14 protein-coding genes are annotated in these 20121 nt (G+C 60.6%); 6 read left to right on the top strand and 8 right to left on the bottom strand.

Translation table 11 applies throughout. The features are described 5' to 3' along the window. Nucleotides 1-40: 40 nt before the first annotated feature. Both AB6B38_RS09095 and AB6B38_RS09090 read left to right on the top strand, forming a co-directional pair. Nucleotides 41-2347 carry an ATP-dependent helicase gene (locus AB6B38_RS09095; protein ID WP_371392539.1) on the top strand — a complete coding sequence of 769 codons (2307 nt, stop codon included), beginning with the start codon at nucleotides 41-43 and terminating at the stop codon, nucleotides 2345-2347. Nucleotides 2348-2416: 69 nt separating this feature from the next. After that, on the top strand, nucleotides 2417-3061 hold the full coding sequence (locus AB6B38_RS09090; RefSeq protein WP_371392538.1) for a TetR/AcrR family transcriptional regulator: 645 nt from the start codon (nucleotides 2417-2419) through the stop codon (nucleotides 3059-3061). 4 nt (nucleotides 3062-3065) lie between these two features. On the opposite strand, the gene AB6B38_RS09085 is transcribed toward AB6B38_RS09090, so the two are convergent. The 4 genes from AB6B38_RS09085 to AB6B38_RS09070 form a co-directional block, all read right to left on the bottom strand. Next, a complete protein-coding gene (locus tag AB6B38_RS09085; RefSeq protein WP_371392537.1) occupies nucleotides 3066-3938 on the bottom strand; it encodes a 50S ribosomal protein L11 methyltransferase in 873 nt (290 codons plus the stop codon). Between the two features lie 17 nt (nucleotides 3939-3955). Next, complete coding sequence (locus tag AB6B38_RS09080; protein ID WP_371392536.1) at nucleotides 3956-4789, bottom strand: ABC transporter permease; 834 nt, start codon at nucleotides 4787-4789, stop codon at nucleotides 3956-3958. Continuing rightward, nucleotides 4786-5760 carry an ATP-binding cassette domain-containing protein gene (locus AB6B38_RS09075; protein WP_371392535.1) on the bottom strand — a complete coding sequence of 325 codons (975 nt, stop codon included), beginning with the start codon at nucleotides 5758-5760 and terminating at the stop codon, nucleotides 4786-4788. Before AB6B38_RS09075 ends, AB6B38_RS09080 begins: the two co-directional genes overlap by 4 nt. A gap of 99 nt (nucleotides 5761-5859) precedes the next feature. Beyond that, the gene (locus tag AB6B38_RS09070) at nucleotides 5860-7704 is read right to left on the bottom strand and encodes a fibronectin type III domain-containing protein (protein WP_371392534.1); all 1845 of its coding nucleotides are present in this window, start codon (nucleotides 7702-7704) and stop codon (nucleotides 5860-5862) included. Between the two features lie 182 nt (nucleotides 7705-7886). On the opposite strand from AB6B38_RS09070, the gene AB6B38_RS09065 reads away from it, so the two are divergent. Further along, nucleotides 7887-9728, top strand: coding sequence for an aminopeptidase P family protein (locus tag AB6B38_RS09065; RefSeq protein WP_371392533.1), 1842 nt, complete (start codon nucleotides 7887-7889; stop codon nucleotides 9726-9728). Then, nucleotides 9725-10255: a hypothetical protein gene (locus tag AB6B38_RS09060; protein ID WP_371392532.1), complete on the top strand. Its 531-nt coding sequence runs from the start codon at nucleotides 9725-9727 to the stop codon at nucleotides 10253-10255. Before AB6B38_RS09065 ends, AB6B38_RS09060 begins: the two co-directional genes overlap by 4 nt. Before the next feature lie 6 nt (nucleotides 10256-10261). Here AB6B38_RS09060 and AB6B38_RS09055 read toward each other — a convergent pair whose 3' ends face one another. The 3 genes from AB6B38_RS09055 to uvrB form a co-directional block, all read right to left on the bottom strand. Then, entirely contained in the window at nucleotides 10262-11782 is a 1521-nt protein-coding gene (locus tag AB6B38_RS09055) for a tetratricopeptide repeat protein (protein WP_371392531.1), read from the bottom strand. 46 nt (nucleotides 11783-11828) lie between these two features. Next, the gene (locus AB6B38_RS09050; protein WP_371392530.1) at nucleotides 11829-12749 is read right to left on the bottom strand and encodes a hypothetical protein; all 921 of its coding nucleotides are present in this window, start codon (nucleotides 12747-12749) and stop codon (nucleotides 11829-11831) included. A 199-nt stretch (nucleotides 12750-12948) separates the two neighbouring features. Next, on the bottom strand, nucleotides 12949-15081 hold the full coding sequence (gene uvrB / locus AB6B38_RS09045) for an excinuclease ABC subunit UvrB (RefSeq protein ID WP_371395088.1): 2133 nt from the start codon (nucleotides 15079-15081) through the stop codon (nucleotides 12949-12951). A 248-nt stretch (nucleotides 15082-15329) separates the two neighbouring features. Here uvrB and AB6B38_RS09040 point away from each other — a divergent pair, with 248 nt between their 5' ends. Continuing rightward, complete coding sequence (locus AB6B38_RS09040; RefSeq protein WP_371392529.1) at nucleotides 15330-15803, top strand: response regulator; 474 nt, start codon at nucleotides 15330-15332, stop codon at nucleotides 15801-15803. Between the two features lie 577 nt (nucleotides 15804-16380). Then, nucleotides 16381-19194, top strand: a complete 2814-nt coding sequence (locus AB6B38_RS09035) for a DNA methyltransferase (protein WP_371392528.1) — start codon at nucleotides 16381-16383, stop codon at nucleotides 19192-19194. Between the two features lie 252 nt (nucleotides 19195-19446). Here AB6B38_RS09035 and AB6B38_RS09030 read toward each other — a convergent pair whose 3' ends face one another. Next, nucleotides 19447-20010 carry a lipocalin family protein gene (locus AB6B38_RS09030; protein WP_371392527.1) on the bottom strand — a complete coding sequence of 188 codons (564 nt, stop codon included), beginning with the start codon at nucleotides 20008-20010 and terminating at the stop codon, nucleotides 19447-19449. Nucleotides 20011-20121: the final 111 nt, after the last annotated feature.

The following is a 20121-nucleotide window of genomic DNA, read 5'->3' as shown; positions in this document are numbered from 1 at the left end:
TTCGCCCGCCGCGAATCGACAGCTCAGCATCAAGGCCGCCATGAATTCTGTCCCCTTGTCCCAGCAGGCTTCTGCCCGTCCGCCCTCAGGCGGAGAGACCGGCCTGCCCGCCTATCTCAAAGGCTTGAACGCTGAGCAGCGCGCCGCAGTGGAAGCGACCGAAGGCCCGGTTCTGGTGCTGGCAGGAGCCGGCACGGGCAAGACGCGCGTCCTGACCACCAGGCTTGCCCATATCCTCGCCACGGGCCGGGCGAACCCGTGGGAAATCCTCTCGGTCACCTTCACCAACAAGGCCGCGCGCGAGATGAAGGAGCGCGTCGGCGCGATCATCGGCGAGGCGGTGGAGGGCCTGCCCTGGCTTGGCACTTTCCACTCCATCGCCGCGCAGATACTGCGCCGCCATGCCGAGCTGGTGGGGCTGAAATCCTCCTTCACCATCCTCGACACCGATGACCAGCTGCGGCTTATCAAACAGATCCTGCAGGCCGAAGGCATTGACGACAAACGCTGGACGCCGCGCCATCTCGCCAGCCTCATCGATGGCTGGAAGAACCGGGGCATCCGCCCGGAGAAGCTCGGCGAAGAGGATCGCTGGACGTTTGCTGACGGCAAGGCGGATGTTCTTTACCGGCTCTATCAGGAGCGCCTGAAAGTCCTCAATGCCTGCGATTTCGGCGATCTGCTGCTGCACAATCTGACGATCTTCACTGAGAACGCCGATGTGCTGGCGCTCTATCACAGGCGCTTCCGCTATCTCCTGGTCGACGAGTATCAGGACACGAATGTGTGCCAGTATCTCTGGCTGCGCCTGCTCGCGCGCGGGTCTGGCAATGTGTGCTGTGTGGGCGATGACGACCAGTCCATCTATGGCTGGCGCGGCGCAGAGGTGGACAACATCCTGCGCTTCGAGACCGACTTTCCCGGCGCGACCGTGATCCGTCTGGAGCGCAATTACCGCTCCACGGGCCATATTCTGGGCGCGGCTTCCGGGCTCATCCAGTCCAACCGCGCGCGCCTCGGCAAGACGCTGTGGACCGAGGATGATCCCGGCGAAAAAGTGCAGGTGAGGGGCCTGTGGGATGGCGAGGCCGAAGCCCGCTTCGTTGCCGACGAGATCGAGGCGTTCGTTCGCGCCGGTAACCAGCACAATGATATCGCCATTCTGGTACGCGCCTCCTGGCAGATGCGGGCGTTTGAAGACCGCTTCATCATGCTGGGCCTGCCCTACAAGGTCATTGGCGGGCCGCGCTTCTTCGAGCGCGCCGAGATACGCGATGCCCACGCCTATATGCGCCTTGTGCGCTCGCCCGAAGATGATCTCGCGTTCGAGCGGATCGTGAATGTCCCCAAGCGCGGGATTGGCGAGACCAGCGTGCAGAAGATCGCCTCGGCTGCCCGCTCTGCCGGTGTCTCGATGAGCGAGATGGCTGCGCTCATGGTCCAGACCGACGAGATACGCGGCAAGGCGCGCACGGGCCTGCAGGTATTTTTGCGCGATGTGGAGCGCTGGCGCGGCCAGCTTGACGCCATGCGCCATGACGAACTGGCTGAAGTCATCCTCGATGAAAGCGGCTATACGGCGATGTGGCGCGAGGACAAGAGCCCGCAGGCCGCAGGCCGTCTGGATAACCTGAAAGAGCTCGTCCGCTCCATGGGCCAGTTCGACACGCTGGAAGCCTATCTGGAACACGTCTCTCTGGTGGCCGATCTCGATCAGGCAGGAACCGGCGACGAGGTCTCGCTAATGACGCTTCATGCCGCCAAGGGGCTGGAGTTTCCGCTGGTCTTCCTGCCCGGCTGGGAGGAGACGGTGTTTCCCTCCCAGCGCTCGCTCGATGAAGGCGGGACGGCCAGTCTCGAGGAAGAGCGCCGCCTGGCATATGTGGGCATCACCCGGGCGAGGGAGCGGGCGATCATCTCCTTCACCGCCAACCGGATGATCTTCGGGCGCTGGCAGTCTGTCCTGCCCTCGCGCTTTATCGATGAACTGCCGCCCGAACATGCCGAGGCCAAGTCCGAGACGGGATATTACGATGCCGGCCCCGGTTTTGCTGGCGTGTCAGAGCCTGCCGATCCGTTCCGCTCCGCCTATGACAGCCCCGGCTGGAAGCGCTTCAAGGCAGCCCAGGAGAGCGGTTCGCGCCGTGATCCCGGCGTGATTGAAGGCAAGGCCAGGCTGATCGAGAGCGGGGACAATGGCGCTGGCGGGTTCAAGCGTGGAGACAGGGTCTTCCACCAGAAATTCGGCTATGGCCGTATTCTCGTGGCCGATGGCGCCAAGCTGACGGTGGCCTTTGACAAGGCGGGTGAGAAGAAGGTGGTTTCGAGCTTTGTCGAGAAGGCGTGAGGTCCTGGCCGCGCGTGTTGCCAGCGCACACTATCGACCTTCCGCCACAATGGCTCTAAACCTTTGCCCATGAGCACGAAAACGCAAACCCGCCCGGCGCGGATCAATGAACGCGAGGCCCAGAGAGAGGCGACGCAGAGCCGCATCCTCGATGCGGCGATACCGCTATTTGCCCAGCGCGGCTTTGCCGGCGCTTCGGTCAGCGATGTGGCGCGCGCCTGCGGTGCGCCGGTGCCGCTCATCATGTATCATTTCAAGTCCAAGCAGGGCGTGTGGGAAGCGGCGGTTGAACGGCTCTATGCGCGCGTCAACGCGCATCTGGACGGCGAGATGGAAAGCACGAAGGGCCTCACCGGCCTGCCCTTCTACAAGGCGGCCATCCGCGCCCATATCGCCAGTCTGGCCGCCTATCCGGAGCATATGCGCCTGCTCCTGCAGGAGGGGGCGGAACGCACCACGCGCCTGGAATGGCTGATCGCCACGCATCAGAAACCGCTCAACGACAAGATCATTGACCTTATCGTGTCAGCGCAGGGCGAGGGGCTGATCGCGGCAGGTGATCCGACGCATCTGATGTTCGTGCTGTCAGGCGCGTTCTCACTGCCGATCGTGCTGGCCCCGGAATACGAGATCCTCACGGGCAAGAACTCGATCGATGCCCGCCAGATCGAGGCGCATATCGACGCCTGTCTGGAGCTGATCCTGAAGGCGTGATCCTCTAGCCCGCTTTCAGCGTCAGGATCGCCCATTCATCGATAATGTCGGTGTGGGCGGTCTTCAGCCCGGCCTGTCTGTAAGCCGCCTCCACCGCGCCAATCTGCTCTTCCAGCAGGCCGGACAGCACGGCCCGGCCGTCCGGTGCCAGCCGCTCAGCCAGCGCGCGCGCCAGCTCCTGCAGCGGTCCGGCAAGGATATTGGCGAAGATCAGGTCAAACACCGCGCCATCGAAGGCGGGATGGTCAAACCCGTCTGCGGTGATGGCCTGGATTCTGTCGGCCACACCGTTCTTGGCAGTATTGATCTCCGTCTCGGTGACGGCTTCGGGGTCGATATCGGTCGCCAGCACGTCGGCATTGGGCCAGACCAGCGTCGCCGCGATGGCGAGCGCGCCCGTCCCGCAGCCCAGATCCAGCGCGCGGGCGACTTTCAGACCTTCGCGCTCCAGCCTGTCACATGCGATGAGGCAGCCCTTGGTGGTACCGTGATGGCCGGTGCCAAAGGCCGGGCCAGCCTCGATCTCGATGCCCAGCTCGCCGGGCTCCAGCGTCCGGCGCGCATGCTCCCCATAGACGACGAACCGGCCGGCGGTCACTTCCGGCAACCCCTCCAGCGAGAGGCGCACCCAGTCCTCTTCCGGCAGGGGCGCGAACTGCACCTCCGCTACACCGGGGGCGAGGCCCAGCTCAGCCAGAAAGCCATCCACATTGATCTGGCCGGGAAACAGCACATCCAGCCGCCAGGTTTCCGGGCCGCCATCCTCGAAAAAGGACCAGGACAGCATCGGCCCGTCCTCCATGGCACCCAGAGCCGCATCGGCGGCCTTCATGGGGGCAGCCGGGCCGATGGCAAGCAGACGCCAGAGTGTGGACATGGCAATGAGTTCCTTCGCTAGCGCTCGCGTCTGTAGAGCCACATGGTGAGGGGGCCGAATATGGCTGCCATCACGCCGGGGGCGAGCAGGGCCAGCAATATAGCGCCTGCATCCGGTGTGCCAGCCATGATGTCGCGTATGGCCGTGACCAGCAGCGAGACCGGATTGACCGACACGATCGCCTGCAGCCAGCCCGGCATGGTTGCCGGGTCGACATAGATGTTGGAGGCAAAGGTCAGCGGCATCAGCACCAGCCAGGCGAGCGTCATAACGGTAGAGGGCGTGCGCACCGACAGAGCCAGCGCGGTGAAGATCCAGCCAAAGCCCAGTGCAAACGCATTCATCAGTGCGAGCGCGGGAATGACGGCGATGAAGCCGCCTTCGGGCCGGTAGCCCATCAGCGTGCCGATGATGAAGACGATGACGCCCGACGCGGTGAAGCGGAAAACATCGGCCAGCATCGCGCCCGCAATCGGTCCCGGCGACCAGACGGGCAGCGAACGGAAGCGGTCAAACACGCCCTTGGAAATGTCGGTATTGAGCGTGAAGCCGGTATAGACCGAGGTGAAGACAATTGTCTGCACCAGAATGCCCGGCAGCAGGAATTGCAGATAGGCATCGGTGGAACCGGCCAGCGCGCCGCCGAACAGATAGGTGAACATCACCGTGAACATGATGGGGGTGACCACCACGTCGAAAAGCTGTTCGGGCATGTGCTTGATCTTCAGCAGCGCCCGCCACGCATAGGTGAGGCTGACCGACACCGCATGGGGCGGACGCGCCGCAATGGCGGGCGCAGACAGCACGGCATTCTCGGCGGCCTGCTCAAGAGGTTTCACAGTCTCACTCATTGTGCTGCCTCCGTCTCTGCCTCTTTCTCCGGTTCTGGCGGACGTCCGGTCGGGGCGAAGAACACTTCATCAAGGCTCGGCTGGCTGAGGGCATAGCCGGTCAGCGCTATGCCCGCCGCCGACAGCGCGCCGAGCGCCGCCAGACCCGCATCCGGGTCGGCCACATCCACATTCAGGGAGACGCCATTGCCGTCCGTGCGCACCTCGCCCACCAGCATGTCGGCAAGCAGCCGGGATGCCTCCTCGCGCCGCTCTGCGCTGGCCAGATTGATCTGCAATACACCGCCGCCAACTTTGGCTTTGAGTTCCGCGCTGGTGCCACGCGCAATGACGCGCCCATGGTCCACGACCGCAATTTCGTCCGCGAGCTGATCGGCTTCTTCCAGATACTGTGTGGTCAGGAGGATGGTCGTGCCGCTGGCCGCGAGCCCGCGCACAATGTCCCAGACCTGATTGCGCGAGCGCGGATCAAGCCCGGTAGTCGGCTCGTCCAGAAACAATAGCTCCGGACGGCGGATCAGGCTGGCCGCAATATCCAGCTTGCGCCGCATGCCGCCCGAATAGTCCTTGGCCTGCTTGCTGGCAGCTTCGGCCAGATCAAACGCGGCGAGCAGGCCCGACGCCCGGTCCCTTGCGTCATTGCCTTTGAGGCCCGACAGGCGCGACAGCAAAAGCAGGTTCTCATATCCGGTGAGGTCTTCATCGACCGAGGCAAACTGGCCGGTCAGGCTGATCTTGCGGCGCACCTCGCGCGCCTCGCGCTCGATATCGTGGCCCAGCACGCGCGCGCTGCCGCCCGAAGGCCTCAGCAGCGTCGCCAGCATGCGCACCAGCGTGGTCTTGCCCGCACCATTAGGGCCAAGCACGGCGAAAATCTCGCCGCGCTTCACGTCGAGATCAATGCCATCGACCGCTCGCTTCTCTCCGAAGCGGCGGACAAGGGCGCGAGTTTCAATGGCAGGTGTGGTCATGGCCAGGCTCGCCCATAATCAGCAGGGCGGGCCGGTTTAGCCGAACCCGGCCAGAGGGCAAGCCTGCAAAGTATTACCGTTTCGACAGGTGCCGGCCGGCTATTCCTTTTCCAGCGCGAAGGCATCGATCTCCACGCCATCGGCGTTGATGGCGCGGTAGGAGAGCGTGCCGGCGGCTGAGTCCATATCGATGATCTGATAGGTGCGCTCATTCGTGGTGCCAAAGGCCACGAAATCACGCAATTCCTGCTCGTACATCTTGGTGCCGGACACCGCGACCAGATAGATCGTGCCATGCTCTCCGGGTTCTGCCGGGCGGTGGTCCCTCATGGGCACGGTGCGCATATAGGCGTGGTCGTGGCCCTGGAAGGCGATATCGACATTGTGCCGGTCGAAAATCGGGCCCCAGGCATCGCGCAAGGGCTGGTTGTCGCGGCCGGGGCGCGAGGCATAGAAGGGGTGGTGGTAGATCACCACTTTCCAGCGCGCATCGCTTGTCCCCAGCACCCGGTCCAGCCATTCGGTCTGTGTTTCCGGCTCGATCAGATCATAGTTGGAATCCATCACCACGATCAGCATGTCCTGATAGGTGAGGTGATAGGTGCGGCCGGGATCGAGATGCTCGGATCCGTTATCGGGCAGGGCAAACTGTTGAAGATAAAGGGTGGGGTGGCCGCCATGGCTGTCATGGTTGCCAATGGCCGGGACCACGGCTGAACGGTCGAAAACAGCCGAGCCTTCTTCGAAGAACTGGTCCCAGTTATCGCGCTCGGTACCCTTGTCGATCAGGTCGCCCGCTATCATCCAGAAGCGGATTTCCGGAAATCTTTCATAGCCCTGGCGGATGAGATCACCCCATTCATCCAGCCCGTTCTGCGGATCACCCAGATAGGCAAACTGCCAGCTCTGCGCGCCCGGCTCGGCGGCGGTGTGGAAGTGCCTCACCTCGCTCCAGTTTTCGCCGCCGTTCGCACTGACGCCGAACGCGTATCGCCCGCCCGGTTCCAGCCCGGTCAGGCGCACGCGGTGGAAGTCCACAGCCGGGTCATTGACGATCTGGCGGCTGCGCAGCGTCACCGTTTCGGCGCGCGCATAGGAGACAGATTCCATTTCATTTTCAGGTGCATACCAGAGCACCGGATCGCTGGCCGCGCCCGCGCTGGTGCGCCACTGGATGGTGATCTCCTCGCGCGGATCACCCTGCCAGGTCTGGATGATGTGGTCGGGCGTGGCTGATGACGGGTAGTCGGTGGTGCGGAAGAAGCCGACCATGCGGGAGACAAACTCCCAGCTTTCATAAGACCTTAGGACGGGAAGACCGTCGAGTTCGGCGGGCAGGGCGTTGAAATAGTCATTATCGTCGAGGAAAGGCTCACCGCCCTCGGCGGCGATCTGCACATCTGTGCCGTCAACAAGCGGAGTGATTTCAATAGTTTCACCGCCACCCAGAGGCGCGGCGAATACGATATAGGGCTTCAGCTCGCCGGAGAAGGAAGGGATGCCGAGGCGCACCTCTCCGGCCTCGTACTCGCGCTGCCAGAGCTCGTACGGATCCTCCAAATCTACAATGAAATCAATGTCGTCGCGCCGTTCAAAGCCCAATTCCTCAAGCCAGAAAGGCCGCTCGCCATACATGCCGTCATAGGCGAGATAGATGCGGGCCGGGCGATCGATGGAGAAATGGACGAAAGCCGTTGAAAGATAATTTCTTTCTTCCTCCGTCAGGGCGCTGGCGACCGCCTCCGGGGTGAGGGCGACGAGCGCTTCGGGCTCCAGAGTGGCAGCGAACCTGTCAAGTATATCAGAGACTTGTGCCTCCAGCGCGGCATGGGGGTTCGCCTCTGGCGCGCGGGTGTGATCTTGCGCAAAGCGGGCGCCCGGATCGGCGTGAGCCACCGAAACCAGAAGCAAAAATGCGGCAAAAATGCTGAGAAAACGGATCATGGCGGGGTCCTCGACAACAGGCAAGTGCTGGATATACCGCGCTGAGGCCAGCATGTGTGTGACAATTTCTTGAGGGATAGATCAGTGTTCCCGCCAATCGGCCGCCATTATTGCCCCGCCGGATAGATGGCCCGCAGCACGCCCCGATTGATCGCCGCCAGCAGGGGGATTAGCTTGCCCCCATGACCCAAATTATCCCCCCCGAGACCATCCAGACCTTCACCCCCAAGGGCGGCCCCGCCAATGGCCGTAAAGCCTTGCCACTGCTACGAAAAGAGCTGGAGCGCCTTGGCCTTGACGGCTTTCTCGTGCCCCATGAGGACGAGTATAACAACGAATATGTCCCCGCCAGCGCGGACCGTCTGGCATGGGTAACCGGCTTCACGGGCAGTGCCGGGGCGGCGATTGTCATGCGGGACAGGGCCGCCATCTTTACCGACGGGCGCTATACCCTGCAGGTGCGCGACCAGGTTGATGGACAACTCTTCGCCTTCGAGGGTTTCCCGGAGCCCGGAATCGCGGGCTGGATCGCCGCAAACGCCCGTAAAGGCGAGACAATCGGCTATGATGCCCGCCTGCACAGCCCCGACGCCATTGCGCGGATAGAGGCAGCGGCCTCACGCGCGGGTATCCACATGCGGATAGTTGACGAGAACCCGGTGGATAGAATCTGGGAAAACCGCCCCGCGGCCCCGAAAGCCAAAATCTATCCCCACCCGGTCAGCCTGGCCGGGCGCAGCGTGGAGGAGAAACTCGATGAGGTTTCTCAGGCACTTAAAGAGGCCGGCGCCGATGCGGCCGTGCTGTCAGACCCGGTTTCGGTGGCCTGGATCCTCAATTTGCGCGGCGGAGACGTCGCTTGCGCCCCGATAGGTCTGGGACGGGCAATCTTAGGTGCGGACGGGTCGATTTCGGGGTATTTCGACCCCGAAAAAGGGGTTTCTGAGCTCTATCCTGTGGGCGGCAACAAAGTATCCATCGAATCTGAAGACAGCTTCGATTCCGCGCTCGCCGCGCTCGCCGGAAAAACCGTGCTCGTGGACCCGGCCATCACCAGCGCCCATGTCTTCAGCCAGCTTGAAAAAGCCGGCGCGATCATCAAGCGCGGCGCCGATCCGGTGGCCCTGCCGCGCGCGATCAAGAACGCGGTCGAGGTGGAGGGCGCACGCCAGGCCCATATCCGCGATGGCGCGGCCATGGTGCGCTTCCTCCACTGGCTGGATACCGAAGGACAGTCCGGCCATGAGGACGAGATCAGCGCGGCGGTGAAGCTGGAAATCTTCCGCCGGGCGCTCCCCGAGTTTCGCGATATCAGCTTTGAGACGATTTCCGGCGCCGGGCCGAACGGCGCGCTGCCGCACTATCGCGTCAGCACCGACTCGGTGCGCAAGCTGGAGCGCGGCACGCTCTATCTGGTCGACTCCGGTGGTCAGTACCCGGACGGTACCACCGACATCACCCGCACCGTGCCCATCGGCGAGGCGGACGCCGCCATGCGCCGCGCCTTCACCCTGGTGCTAAAGGGGCATATCGCGCTGGCGCGCATCCGCTTCCCCGAAGGTACCACCGGATCACAGCTCGATGCCCTCGCGCGCCAGCCCTTATGGATGGCGGGAATGGATTATGATCATGGCACCGGCCACGGGGTCGGCAGCTATCTCTCCGTACACGAAGGGCCGGGCCGCATCGCCAAGGCGCCCAACACGATCGCGCTGAAACCGGGGATGATCTTCAGTAACGAGCCGGGCTTTTATAATACCGGCAAGTGGGGCATCCGCATCGAGACGCTGCAGGTCGTCACCCCGCCGGAGGATCTGCCCGGCGGCGAGCGGCCGATGATGGGCTTTGAAACGCTCACCTTCGCGCCCATCCACACCGCTCTGGTGGATGTGGACCTGATGAGCGCAGAGGAGCGTGACTGGCTCAATGCCTATCACGCCGACGTGCTGGAGAAAGTCGGCCCGCTGGTGGCGGACGAGGCAGAGGTGCATGCCTGGCTGAAAGCGGCCTGCGCGCCGGTATGAGGAGGCTCGCCCGGCTCCTCCTCCTCGCGCCAGCTTTGATGCTGGCCGGGTGCTTTACCAGCGAGGTGGAGCTGATCGGCGCGCGCGATGCCAGGCGCGCCATGCCGCCGGGCGAGTACACCCATACGCCGTTCGATACAGAGGGCGTGGAATGGGGCGGGGTAACGTGGCAGGGCCGTATCGATTACGGCTTCTTTTCGCGGCGCTATACCTCCGACGCGCCCAACTTCCCGCACCAGAATGCCAGGCTGCGCCGCCTGTCGGGCGATATCTATATCGGCCAGTGGCCGCGCGAGGACGGGATCGGCTATGGCATTGTCTTCATCTATGAGGACATGACCACCTATCACCAGCCCGATTGCCATGTGCTGACCGAGGAGGCTTTGGCCGAGGCCGGCATCATTCGCGACCCGGAAGGCTTCTGCTCGATAGAAACGCTTGACCAGCTCGAACAGGTCATACGAACCTATCTCGACATTCTGGACGGCGACGTGCGGATTGACGGGATTTACCGGAAGGTGGGGTGAGCGGGCTTAATCAAGGCTTTGTATCAAGTTGGATAAGTTTTGAATTTGCTTTGAAGGGCGCCCGCGCTCTGTATAAGTAGCGCCATCAAGCATCCTTTCTTTATACGCGTTCCATATATCGATAATGAAGTCGTTATCCCCTTTAACTGAAACTAATTTATTTATTTTCTTATCTATCTTATCCAGCGTTTCATTGAGATAAGAAAGCATAACTCCGCAAGCGCGTGTTTCCTCATAAAGCCAATGTATGCTTGCCCTAACTGCTTGCATTTTTTGCTTTTGTTTAATTGCGGAATCCACCGATTTTTTATACATCTCCCCTCCCAACTCAGGATTCCCCGCGCGATAATGTATCAATCCTGCTGTTGCCATTGAAATAATATTTTCTCTTTGAATATCAGAGTGGTATTGTGATCGGATGAAGAGTGGTTTAGCTTCTTCTACACGTCCAAGATGGCAAAGAGCTACAACTTTATTGTTTAGTATGCCCTTATCATCCGGATAGTATTGTAGGTAATGCTCACAAAACTCTAAGCCAGCTGTATAATTGCCGCAAATTGAAGATGCTATATATGATCCTGTGCTTGCTATATAATTTGACGTGGGTTCAAAACTGCGCCACTCCTTCAAGCAAGAAAGCGCATCGTTCCAGCGCTTCTCTCGGACAGCGAGATAAAATGACGCCTCGTGATCGCGCGAGAAGTTTTCAACAATGCCGTCTTCATCTGGTATAATTAATCCGTTTTGGTAGGCCCATGCATACTGGGATATGGAGTTCCCATTTGCGCCAACAATGGAACTACGAAGGTAGCGCTTTCCCTTTCGCTTTTGTTTGTCAACGAGATCAAAAGTGCCAACTGCGGCACGTAGCTCGGTGAGGCTCCTCGCCGAAATTTCACGGGAGTCAGCCATCTTTCGCGCCGCACCTGTCATTTCGGGTGCAACTCCCAACCGACTCGAAAGAGATATCTCGGCAGACATCAACCATGGGTCGAATCTTAGAGTAGGGGCGTGCCTGAGACGGTGTAGCGCCTCCTCCATCAGGTCTTCACTGTGGTGCGCTGCGAATCGAGTGAAGGGGCGCAGAATTTGCCTGCTATATGGCGCCAACCCTAAGGCAACTTGTAAATCTGCTTTCGCGCTAGAATCTTGCCCGAGTAAATAATGGTTTCTAGCTTTTTCTATATAAAATAGCGGTGACCTGGGGCTTTCCTGTATAAGATTTTTAAGTGCCTTTATGTTGTATTCTACTAGATTGTTATTCCAATCCAGAATTGATCTCTTTTTATGAAAAATATCATGCGCCAGCTGTCTAGAAGGCTTGCTCGCTTCAGGCGAATTCATTATCTGCTTTAGTGGACCGACATATAAATCGACGCTTCCACCAACTTCTATATGGTCAAGCGTACGCAAAGCGTTCGCAAGTGACGGGTGGCTCTGCCAGACATGGTATAGCGCAACCGACTCTGGATTCGGCGAGACTTTAACTATCTCATCCCTATACTCTATAATTGAATCTTGATGCATCTGCAGCGCGTTCTGCCATCGCGGTAAAACCCTTCGGTCTCTGTTCTTACTTTCTTGCAATTAGCGACGCCTTTTTTCCTAGATAATCTAGTCTCGAAATTATCCTCTGCAAAGAACTTCTTGGTGCCCCGATCTGCTGCATCCGTGGATCTCCTCTAACACTCGGATCAGGATCAACGAGCATTTTGCAAAGTTCAATATATTCATCGTAAACAACTGAATACTTTGCATCGAAAGCGCTTTCTATTTCAGATTTTACATCACTTAACGCCTTCGCATGAGCTACGTTTATGTGTGGTAGGGCATCAACGAATGAGACCCTGCCATTATTTCCTGGGTCATACTCAGGTCGCAAACATATCCGAAGTTTTTGAGTGTAGGATATCTCTGAAACCAAAAACAACATCATTGCGCCGAGAAGAAATAGGTCCGATTGAGCACGTGCATCGAACGTTACTCGACCGTACTGTCTCGGTTGAATGTAGCCATAACCCCAGCACTCTGGCGGACGGTACGCGCGGGCTCCCGGATGCATAAGCGGGTCCCACGGGCCGGCGTGGTTTGCTGAGGTCGCGCGTCCGAGATCAGCAATTTTTTGAGTGTCGGAAAAGCACAAAACGTTTGAGGGCCTAAGATCGTTGTGGGCAATTTCCTGTGTGTGCAGCTGTGACACGCCGACCGCCATGTCGTGCGCCGTCTGGCACACCCAAGCTAAGTCTCCACGACGTCCCGATAGGAGCGCTGATCTAACGTCGTGGTTTGCGAGCTCGAATATTGTATAAAAAACGTATTCACTAACGCCTCGTTCGGATGTCTCCATTTCTCCATAGTCATGCGCTATTACGATTTTATCCAATTTTTTGTCTTTACATAGAAAGAGTATATCCCTCTCAAAACCTTGCTCTGTAAACGCCTTTCTAGTTCTCTCAAAAGCCGAGTCTCCGTCCGCTATCTGGAGGAGTGTCAAGTCAGTTGCTTTTACAAAGTGACGGTCACCATTTTCATTCTCAGCGATATACTGAACAGAAAAAGTGCCGCCAGTATTCTCCTCTTTCTGCTGGAGTTTTTTCCTTTACGGTCCATGTATTCTTGGTTATATTTCCGATTATTTTGCGGCCTGCCAAATTGCAGGCTGGCGAATAAATTTTAGCAGCGGTGTCCATCCCCTACTCCCCCAGCGCCTTGATCTCGTCCCTTAGCCTTGCCGCTTCCTCGAATTCGAGATTGGCGGCGGCCTCGCGCATGCGTTTTTCAAGGTCGGCGATGACCGCCTTGAGGTTGTTGGGTTCGAACTTTGCCTGTTCCTCACGGGCGGTCAAGCGATCTGCCGAGCGCTGGCGGCTGCGTGAGCCCCTGCCCGCCGCCGTCTTCTCCATCACGCCTTCGAGCACATCGGAAATGCCGCGCACAATCGTGCGCGGGGTGATGCCGTGCGCCTCATTATGGGCGATCTGCTTGTCGCGGCGGCGGCTGGTTTCATCCATCGCGCGCTGCATGGAGCCGGTCACGCTGTCCGCATAGAGGATGACGCGCGCATCGGCATTCCGCGCCGCGCGGCCAATGGTCTGTACCAGGCTCGTCTCGGAGCGCAGGAAGCCCTCCTTGTCGGCATCGAGAATGCCCACGAGGCCACATTCCGGGATGTCCAGCCCCTCGCGGAGCAGGTTGATGCCCACCAGCACGTCATAGACGCCAAGGCGCAAATCCCGGATCAGCTCGATGCGCTCCACCGTGTCCACATCAGAGTGCATGTAGCGCACTTTCAGGCCCTGCTCGTGCATGTATTCGGTGAGGTCTTCGGCCATGCGTTTTGTAAGCGTGGTGATGAGGGTGCGATACCCGGCAGCGGCCGTTTTGCGGGCCTCATCGATAATGTCATCAACCTGGCTGAAGCCTTCCCTGGCGACGGGGCGCACCTCCACGGGCGGGTCGATGAGGCCGGTGGGGCGGATCACCTGCTCGGTGAAGACGCCGCCGGTCTTGTCCAGCTCCCAGCTGCCGGGCGTCGCCGAGACGTGGATGGTCTGCGGGCGCATCGCCTCCCATTCCTCGAATTTGAGGGGGCGGTTATCCATGCAGGAGGGCAGGCGGAAGCCGTGCTCGGCGAGCGTGCGCTTGCGGCTGAAGTCGCCCTTGTACATCGCGCCGAGCTGCGGGATCGTCACATGGCTCTCATCGGTGAAGACGAGGGCGTTCTCCGGGATGTATTCAAAGAGGGTGGGCGGCGGCTCGCCGGGCTTGCGGCCCGTCAGGTAGCGCGAATAATTCTCGATGCCGTTGCAGCTGCCTGTGGCTTCGAGCATCTCGATATCGAACTGCACGCGCTGGGCGAGGCGCTGGGCTTCGAGCAGCTTGTTATTGGCCTCCATCCATTCCAGCCGCTCGGCCAGCTCCGCCTTGATATGGGTGATCGCCTGATTGAGCGTCGGGCGCGGGGTGACATAGTGGGAGTTGGCGTAGACGCGCACCTTCTCCAGCGCCGCCACCGCCTTGCCGGTGAGGGTGTCGAACTCGGCAATGCTCTCGATCTCGTCGCCAAAGAAGCTGACCCGCCAGGCCCGCGCATCATAGTGGGCGGGGAAGATCTCCAGCACATCGCCGCGCACCCGGAACGTGCCGCGCGTGAAGGCGGCGTCATTGCGCGTGTATTGCAGGCTCGTGAGCTGGCGCATGATCTCGCGCGGATCGGATACATCGCCCACCTTCAGGTCGAACACCATGGCGGTGTAGGTCTCCACCGAGCCGATGCCGTAAATGCAGGAGACCGACGCCACGATGATCACGTCATCGCGCTCCAGGATCGCCCGCGTCGCGGCGTGGCGCATCCGGTCGATGGCCTCGTTTATCGAGGATTCCTTCTCGATATAGGTGTCGGTGCGCGGCACATAGGCTTCCGGCTGGTAGTAGTCATAATAGGAGACGAAATACTCCACCGCATTGTGGGGGAAGAAGCTCTTGAACTCCCCGTAAAGCTGCGCGGCGAGCGTCTTGTTGGGCGCCAGGATCAAAGCCGGGCGCTGCGTCGCCTCGATGATCTTGGCCATGGTGAAGGTCTTGCCGGAACCCGTTACGCCGAGGAGCACCTGATCACGCTCGTTCTGGCTCAAACCCTCCACCAGCTCGGCAATGGCGGTTGGCTGGTCGCCGGAGGGCTCGAAATCGCTGACCATCTGGAAGGTGCGCCCGCCCTCGGACTTGTCGGGCCGGTCCGGGCGGTGCGGGGTCCAGTTGGCAGGCAGTTTCAGCGCATCATGAATGCCGGCCGGCACCACATCGCGCACAAACTCCGCCTGGCCCATATCGGCGACGCCGCCGGGGGCGGTCTCCTCCGGCGGGGCGTAGGCGGTATCGTCTCGGGTCAGCTTCACCATGAGAACATATATGCAACACGCCCGGCCTGAAAGCGAGGGTGCTGTTGCACCGGGCCTGCAAGTTTTGGTTAACGCTGCGTGTGCACAATGGCCGTTACAGTCGCGAATCCATCGGGCGAGGCATGTCAGGCAGTTTCGAACGCGTGCGGGTCCTTATCGTTGAGGACAACGCGCATATGTCCACCATCCTGCGCAAGGTGCTGCAGGGTTTTGGCGTGCGCACCGTGATCGAGGTGCGCGATGCGGCGGACGCGTTTGAATCCATGCGCTCGGCCAATCCCGATGTGGCGCTCGTTGACTATGCGCTGGGCGATGTGGACGGGCTGGAGTTTACCCGGCTGGTGCGCACCGCGTCGGACAGCCCGAACAAATACCTGCCCATCATCATGGTCACCGGCCATACCGACCGCACCCGCATCATGGAAGCCATCAATGCGGGCGTGAACGAGTATCTGGCAAAGCCCGTGCGCCCGGTCGATCTCTATAACCGCATGGTGGCGCTGATCGAGCGGCCGCGCCGCTTCATCAAGTCGGGCAGCTATTTCGGCCCGGACCGCCGCCGGCGCACCGATCCGCGCTATCCGGGGCCGTTCCGCCGCGCGACCGACAAGGAAAACATGAACCCCGAAGACGAGGTCGATTTCGGGTAGGGGGGTGGTTTCTTTGGCCTCTCCACCGGGGTCCCCCGCCCCGACGGGGGACCCATGTTTCTGGATCCCGGCTTATCCAGATGAAACGCCTTTGGTTGCCCGGACGGTATCCAATAATTCGTCGTTCCCGCGCAGGCGGGAACCCAGAGCCGCTGGCAACCGCCTGAGCCTCATGATCTCTGGACCCCCGCCTGCGCGGGGGTGACGAGGGGGCGGCATTGTTGGTTAGTGCAAACCTTCTCAGTTTACCACCGACCTCTCCACCGGGGTCCCGGGCTTGACCCGGGATCCATGTTTCCAGCCTTCCCACGCTATTGAACTTTTTCTGGGTCTCCCGTCGGGGCGGGAGACCCCGGATGTGTTGCCTTCCTGAATATCTGTCAGTCTCACCGCTGACCTCTCCACCGGGGTCTCCCGCCGCGCCTGTCCCCGTGAAAACGGGGAACGGGAGACCCATGCTTTTTGTTTCTCCCGGCTTGCGCCGGTGAAGCGCGGGAGACATGACGCCAAAGCACTGAGCAATTGCCCCTCGCCACGCAACACGGCTAGCGTGTGGCAACAAGGGGAGAGAGGCGGCATGCGTCTTCAGTTCAACGAGGTCCGGGCGCGCGCAGCGGAATTTGCCCGTGAATGGAAGGATGCCCATTATGAGAAGGGCGAGACTCAATCCTTCTACAATGAGTTCTTCGAGAGTTTCGGCATTCGCCGCCGCCGCGTGGCGAGCTTTGAGGAGCGGGTAAAGCTTCTCAACAACAAGAGCGGCTTCATTGACCTGTTCTGGCCGGGCACGCTTCTGGTGGAGCAGAAGAGCGCAGGCCGGTCGCTGGAAGCGGCCTACAAGCAGGCGCTGGATTATTGTGACGGGCTGAAGCCGGAGCAGTTCCCCCGCTACATCCTCCTGTCGGACTTCCAGACGTTCGAGCTTTACGATCTGGAGACGCGCGAGCACACCGCCTTCGCGCTGGCCGACCTGCCCAGCCATGTCGAGAAGTTCGGCTTCATCATGGGTGTGGAGAAGCGCAGCTTCAAAGATCAGGACCCGGTCAACATCGTGGCGGCCGAACTTCTGGGCAAGCTGCACGATTCCCTGAAAGCCAATGGCTATGAGGGGCATGATCTGGAGCAATTCCTTGTCCGGCTGCTCTTCTGCCTGTTTGCCGACGATACCGGCATTTTCCAGCGCGGGATTTTCGAGGATCTGATCCGCGATTTCACCCGTGAGGACGGCTCCAATGTCGGCGGCTTCATCAATGAAGCCTTCGAAGTGCTCAACACGCCGGAGGACAGGCGGCAGGCCAATATCAGCGCAGAGCTGAACCAGCTGCCTTATGTGAACGGGGAATTGTTCGCAGAGCGCCTGCCAACGCCGTATTTCACGGCGGCTATGCGTGAGGAACTCATCACGCTTTGCGAGTTCAGCTGGGAGAAGATCAGCCCGGCGATTTTCGGCTCGCTCTTCCAGTCGGTGATGGATGGGGCGGAGCGCCGCAAGGCGGGCGCGCACTACACCACCGAAAAGAACATCATGAAGGTGATCGGCCCGCTCTTCCTTGATGATCTGCGTAGCCAGTTCGAACATCTCAAAGGGCTGAAGCGCGAGCGGGAAAAGCGCCTGCGCGCCTTCCATGACAGGCTGGCAAGCCTGCACTTTCTCGATCCGGCTTGCGGGTGCGGCAATTTCCTTGTCATCGCCTATCGCGAACTGCGCCAGCTGGAATTGGAGGTGCTGCTGGCATTGGCGGCAGAGGAACGCGACGCGGAAGGCCAGCTTCAGCGCAAGCTGGATGTAACGGGTCTGTCCCGCGTGGATGTCGACCAGTTTGCCGGGATCGAGCTGTTCGAGTTTCCCGCCCGCATTGCCGAAACGGCGATGTGGATGATGGACCACATCATGAATAATGCGCTCAGCCAGGCCTTCGGGCAGGTCTATGCGCGCATTCCCTTGAAGAAATCGCCCGTCATCCGCCATGGCGACGCGTTGGAGGTGGACTGGGCAGACGTGCTGCCGCCAGACCAGTGCGACTATGTGCTGGGCAACCCGCCTTTCATTGGCGCGAAATACCAGAGCGCAGAGCAGCGCCAGCAGGTGCGCGCGCTTGCAGGCCTTGGCGGGTCGGGTGGCACGCTCGATTATGTGTGCGCGTGGTTCATCAAGGCAGGGGCCTATGTGAATGCCGGGGGCAAGCGCGCCCATATCGGTTTCGTGTCTACCAATTCCATCACGCAGGGCGAACAGGTGGCCCAGCTCTGGCCCATACTGTTTGACCGGTACAGGCTGGAGATCAGCTTTGCCCACCGCACTTTCGCGTGGGGCTCGGACGCCGCCGGTAAAGCCCATGTCCATGTGGTGATTATCGGGCTGGCTCCGCGAGGGGCAGAACCGGCGGAAAAGCGCCTGTTCAGCTATGATCATGTCAATGGCGAGCCGCTGGAAAGCCGCCATGGCGCGCTTTCGCCCTACCTTTTTGACGCGGGCGGTCTGGCCGATCCGCACACGGTGGTGGAGGAAAGCTCAACCTCGCTTTCGGGCATGCCGAAAGTGATTATCGGCTCCAAACCCATCGATGGAGGCCACTACATTTTCGACGAAGCAGGGCGCGATACGTTCCTGCGCAACGAGCCCGGAGCAGCGCGCTTCATGCGCCCATTTGTGGGGGCGGAAGAATTCATCAATGGGCGCAAGCGCTGGATATTGTCCTTGCACACAGCATCCCCTTCAGAATTGAAGGCGATGCCGCAGGTCATGGAGCGTATTGCGCTGGTGCGGGAGACGCGGCTGGCTTCCAAGAGCCTGCCGACGCAGAAGCTGGCAGATACGCCAACGCTTTATCACGTGAATGTCATTCCCGACCGCCCGTTTCTCGTCCTGCCGGAGGTCAGTTCGGAGCGGCGCCACTATGCGCCCATTGGATGGCTGGAGCCTCCTGTAATCCCCAGCAATCTCGTCCGTGTGATTGCCGACGCCACGCTTGCCCATTTCGCCGTCCTGACGAGCGCCATGCATATGGCATGGTTGCGAGAAGTAGGCGGTCGGCTGGAGAGCCGGTATCGCTACTCCATCGGCATCGTCTACAACACCTTCCCTTGGCCGGACCTCTCCGATAAGGCCAGGGCGCAACTCGAAGCGTCCGGGCAGGCCATACTCGATGCGCGCGCGGCGTTTCCGGACGCGACGCTGGCAGATCTCTATGATCCCGTCACTATGCCGCCCGCTTTGCGAAAAGCGCACCGCGATAATGACCGCGCCGTGGACCGGCTCTATCGCCGGGAAGCGTTCGGCTCTGACCGCGAGCGGGTGGAGCATCTCTTCATGCTCTATGAGCGGCTGAAAAACCCCGTCATTGCCGCCACCAAGGACAAGCCAAAGCGCCGCCGCCGCAAGGCGGGGTGATCCCTTCTTTCGTCATTCCAGAAGCGGCGTAGCCGCTATCTGGAACCCAGCGTTTTTGATCTCTGGGTTCCGGGTCTCGCCAAAGGCTCGCCCGGAATGACGAGGGGAAGGGACGGGCCCCGGATAGCGCTTCGCGCTTCCGGGGTTTCAGTAACCTGGAATCCCTGTTTTCAGACTTGTGCGCAGTCAACCATTTTCTGGGTCTCCCGTTCCCCGGCTTGCGCCGGTGAAACGCGGGGAAGAGCTCCGAACCTACCCCCTCACATCCTCCGCGCTCTCCCATTGCTCCACCATGATCAGCATGGCGGTGTCGAAGCCTTGTGCTTCCAGCCAGGCGAGGCGGTCGCCAAGCGTGTCCTCGTCTATCTGGGGGGTGCGTGAGAGGATCCACAGATAGCGCCCCTCAGGCTCCGAGACGATGGCCCAGCTATAATCGCCGGCCAGATCGATGATCCAGTAATCGCCCCAGAACGGGCCGAAGAAGGAGACTTCCAGCTGCGCGTTCGTTGCCTCGTCGGCGATGCGCGCGCGGCCATTGGCGGTTTCCACCGGGCCGTCCAGCCCGCCCTGGTAGCAGGTATTGGTGACATCGATGAGGCCGTCATCACGCAGGGCATAGTCGGCCGTCACGCCTGCGCAGCCACGCTCGAAGCGATGGTCATAGCGGGCAATCTCGAACCAGCGGCCCAGATAGCGCTCGATCTCTACATTCTCCACCGTCTGCAAGGGCGGGGCATTGGCATCGCGGCCGGAGGGCGGCTGGCAGGCGGCTGCGAAAAGACCGGCAAGGCAGGCGAAAAGGGCGTGGCGGTACATGGGGCGAGCTCCCGTCCGGATGCATGTGATCTAGGCCGTAAACAACGCGCGGCAAACGGTTTGGCTCCGGCGGCGCGATGCGAAAGGGGGCGTTAACCCGATATAAAGGTA

The sequence above is a fragment of the Glycocaulis abyssi genome (assembly GCF_041429775.1).
In the GTDB taxonomy this organism is placed as follows: domain Bacteria; phylum Pseudomonadota; class Alphaproteobacteria; order Caulobacterales; family Maricaulaceae; genus Glycocaulis; species Glycocaulis abyssi.
This window is presented reverse-complemented; position numbering and strand designations above follow the sequence as displayed.

Coding starts and splice junctions, on each gene's coding strand:
- AB6B38_RS09085 (WP_371392537.1), bottom strand. CDS start 3,938: ATGTCCACACTCTGGCGTCTGCTTGCCATCGGCCCGGCTGCCCCCATG.
- AB6B38_RS09080 (WP_371392536.1), bottom strand. CDS start 4,789: ATGAGTGAGACTGTGAAACCTCTTGAGCAGGCCGCCGAGAATGCCGTG.
- AB6B38_RS09040 (WP_371392529.1), top strand. CDS start 15,330: ATGTCCACCATCCTGCGCAAGGTGCTGCAGGGTTTTGGCGTGCGCACC.
- AB6B38_RS09030 (WP_371392527.1), bottom strand. CDS start 20,010: ATGTACCGCCACGCCCTTTTCGCCTGCCTTGCCGGTCTTTTCGCAGCC.
- AB6B38_RS09095 (WP_371392539.1), top strand. CDS start 41: ATGAATTCTGTCCCCTTGTCCCAGCAGGCTTCTGCCCGTCCGCCCTCA.
- AB6B38_RS09065 (WP_371392533.1), top strand. CDS start 7,887: ATGACCCAAATTATCCCCCCCGAGACCATCCAGACCTTCACCCCCAAG.
- AB6B38_RS09035 (WP_371392528.1), top strand. CDS start 16,381: ATGCGTCTTCAGTTCAACGAGGTCCGGGCGCGCGCAGCGGAATTTGCC.
- AB6B38_RS09055 (WP_371392531.1), bottom strand. CDS start 11,782: ATGCATCAAGATTCAATTATAGAGTATAGGGATGAGATAGTTAAAGTC.
- AB6B38_RS09090 (WP_371392538.1), top strand. CDS start 2,417: ATGAGCACGAAAACGCAAACCCGCCCGGCGCGGATCAATGAACGCGAG.
- AB6B38_RS09060 (WP_371392532.1), top strand. CDS start 9,725: ATGAGGAGGCTCGCCCGGCTCCTCCTCCTCGCGCCAGCTTTGATGCTG.
- uvrB (WP_371395088.1), bottom strand. CDS start 15,081: ATGGGCCAGGCGGAGTTTGTGCGCGATGTGGTGCCGGCCGGCATTCAT.
- AB6B38_RS09070 (WP_371392534.1), bottom strand. CDS start 7,704: ATGATCCGTTTTCTCAGCATTTTTGCCGCATTTTTGCTTCTGGTTTCG.
- AB6B38_RS09075 (WP_371392535.1), bottom strand. CDS start 5,760: ATGACCACACCTGCCATTGAAACTCGCGCCCTTGTCCGCCGCTTCGGA.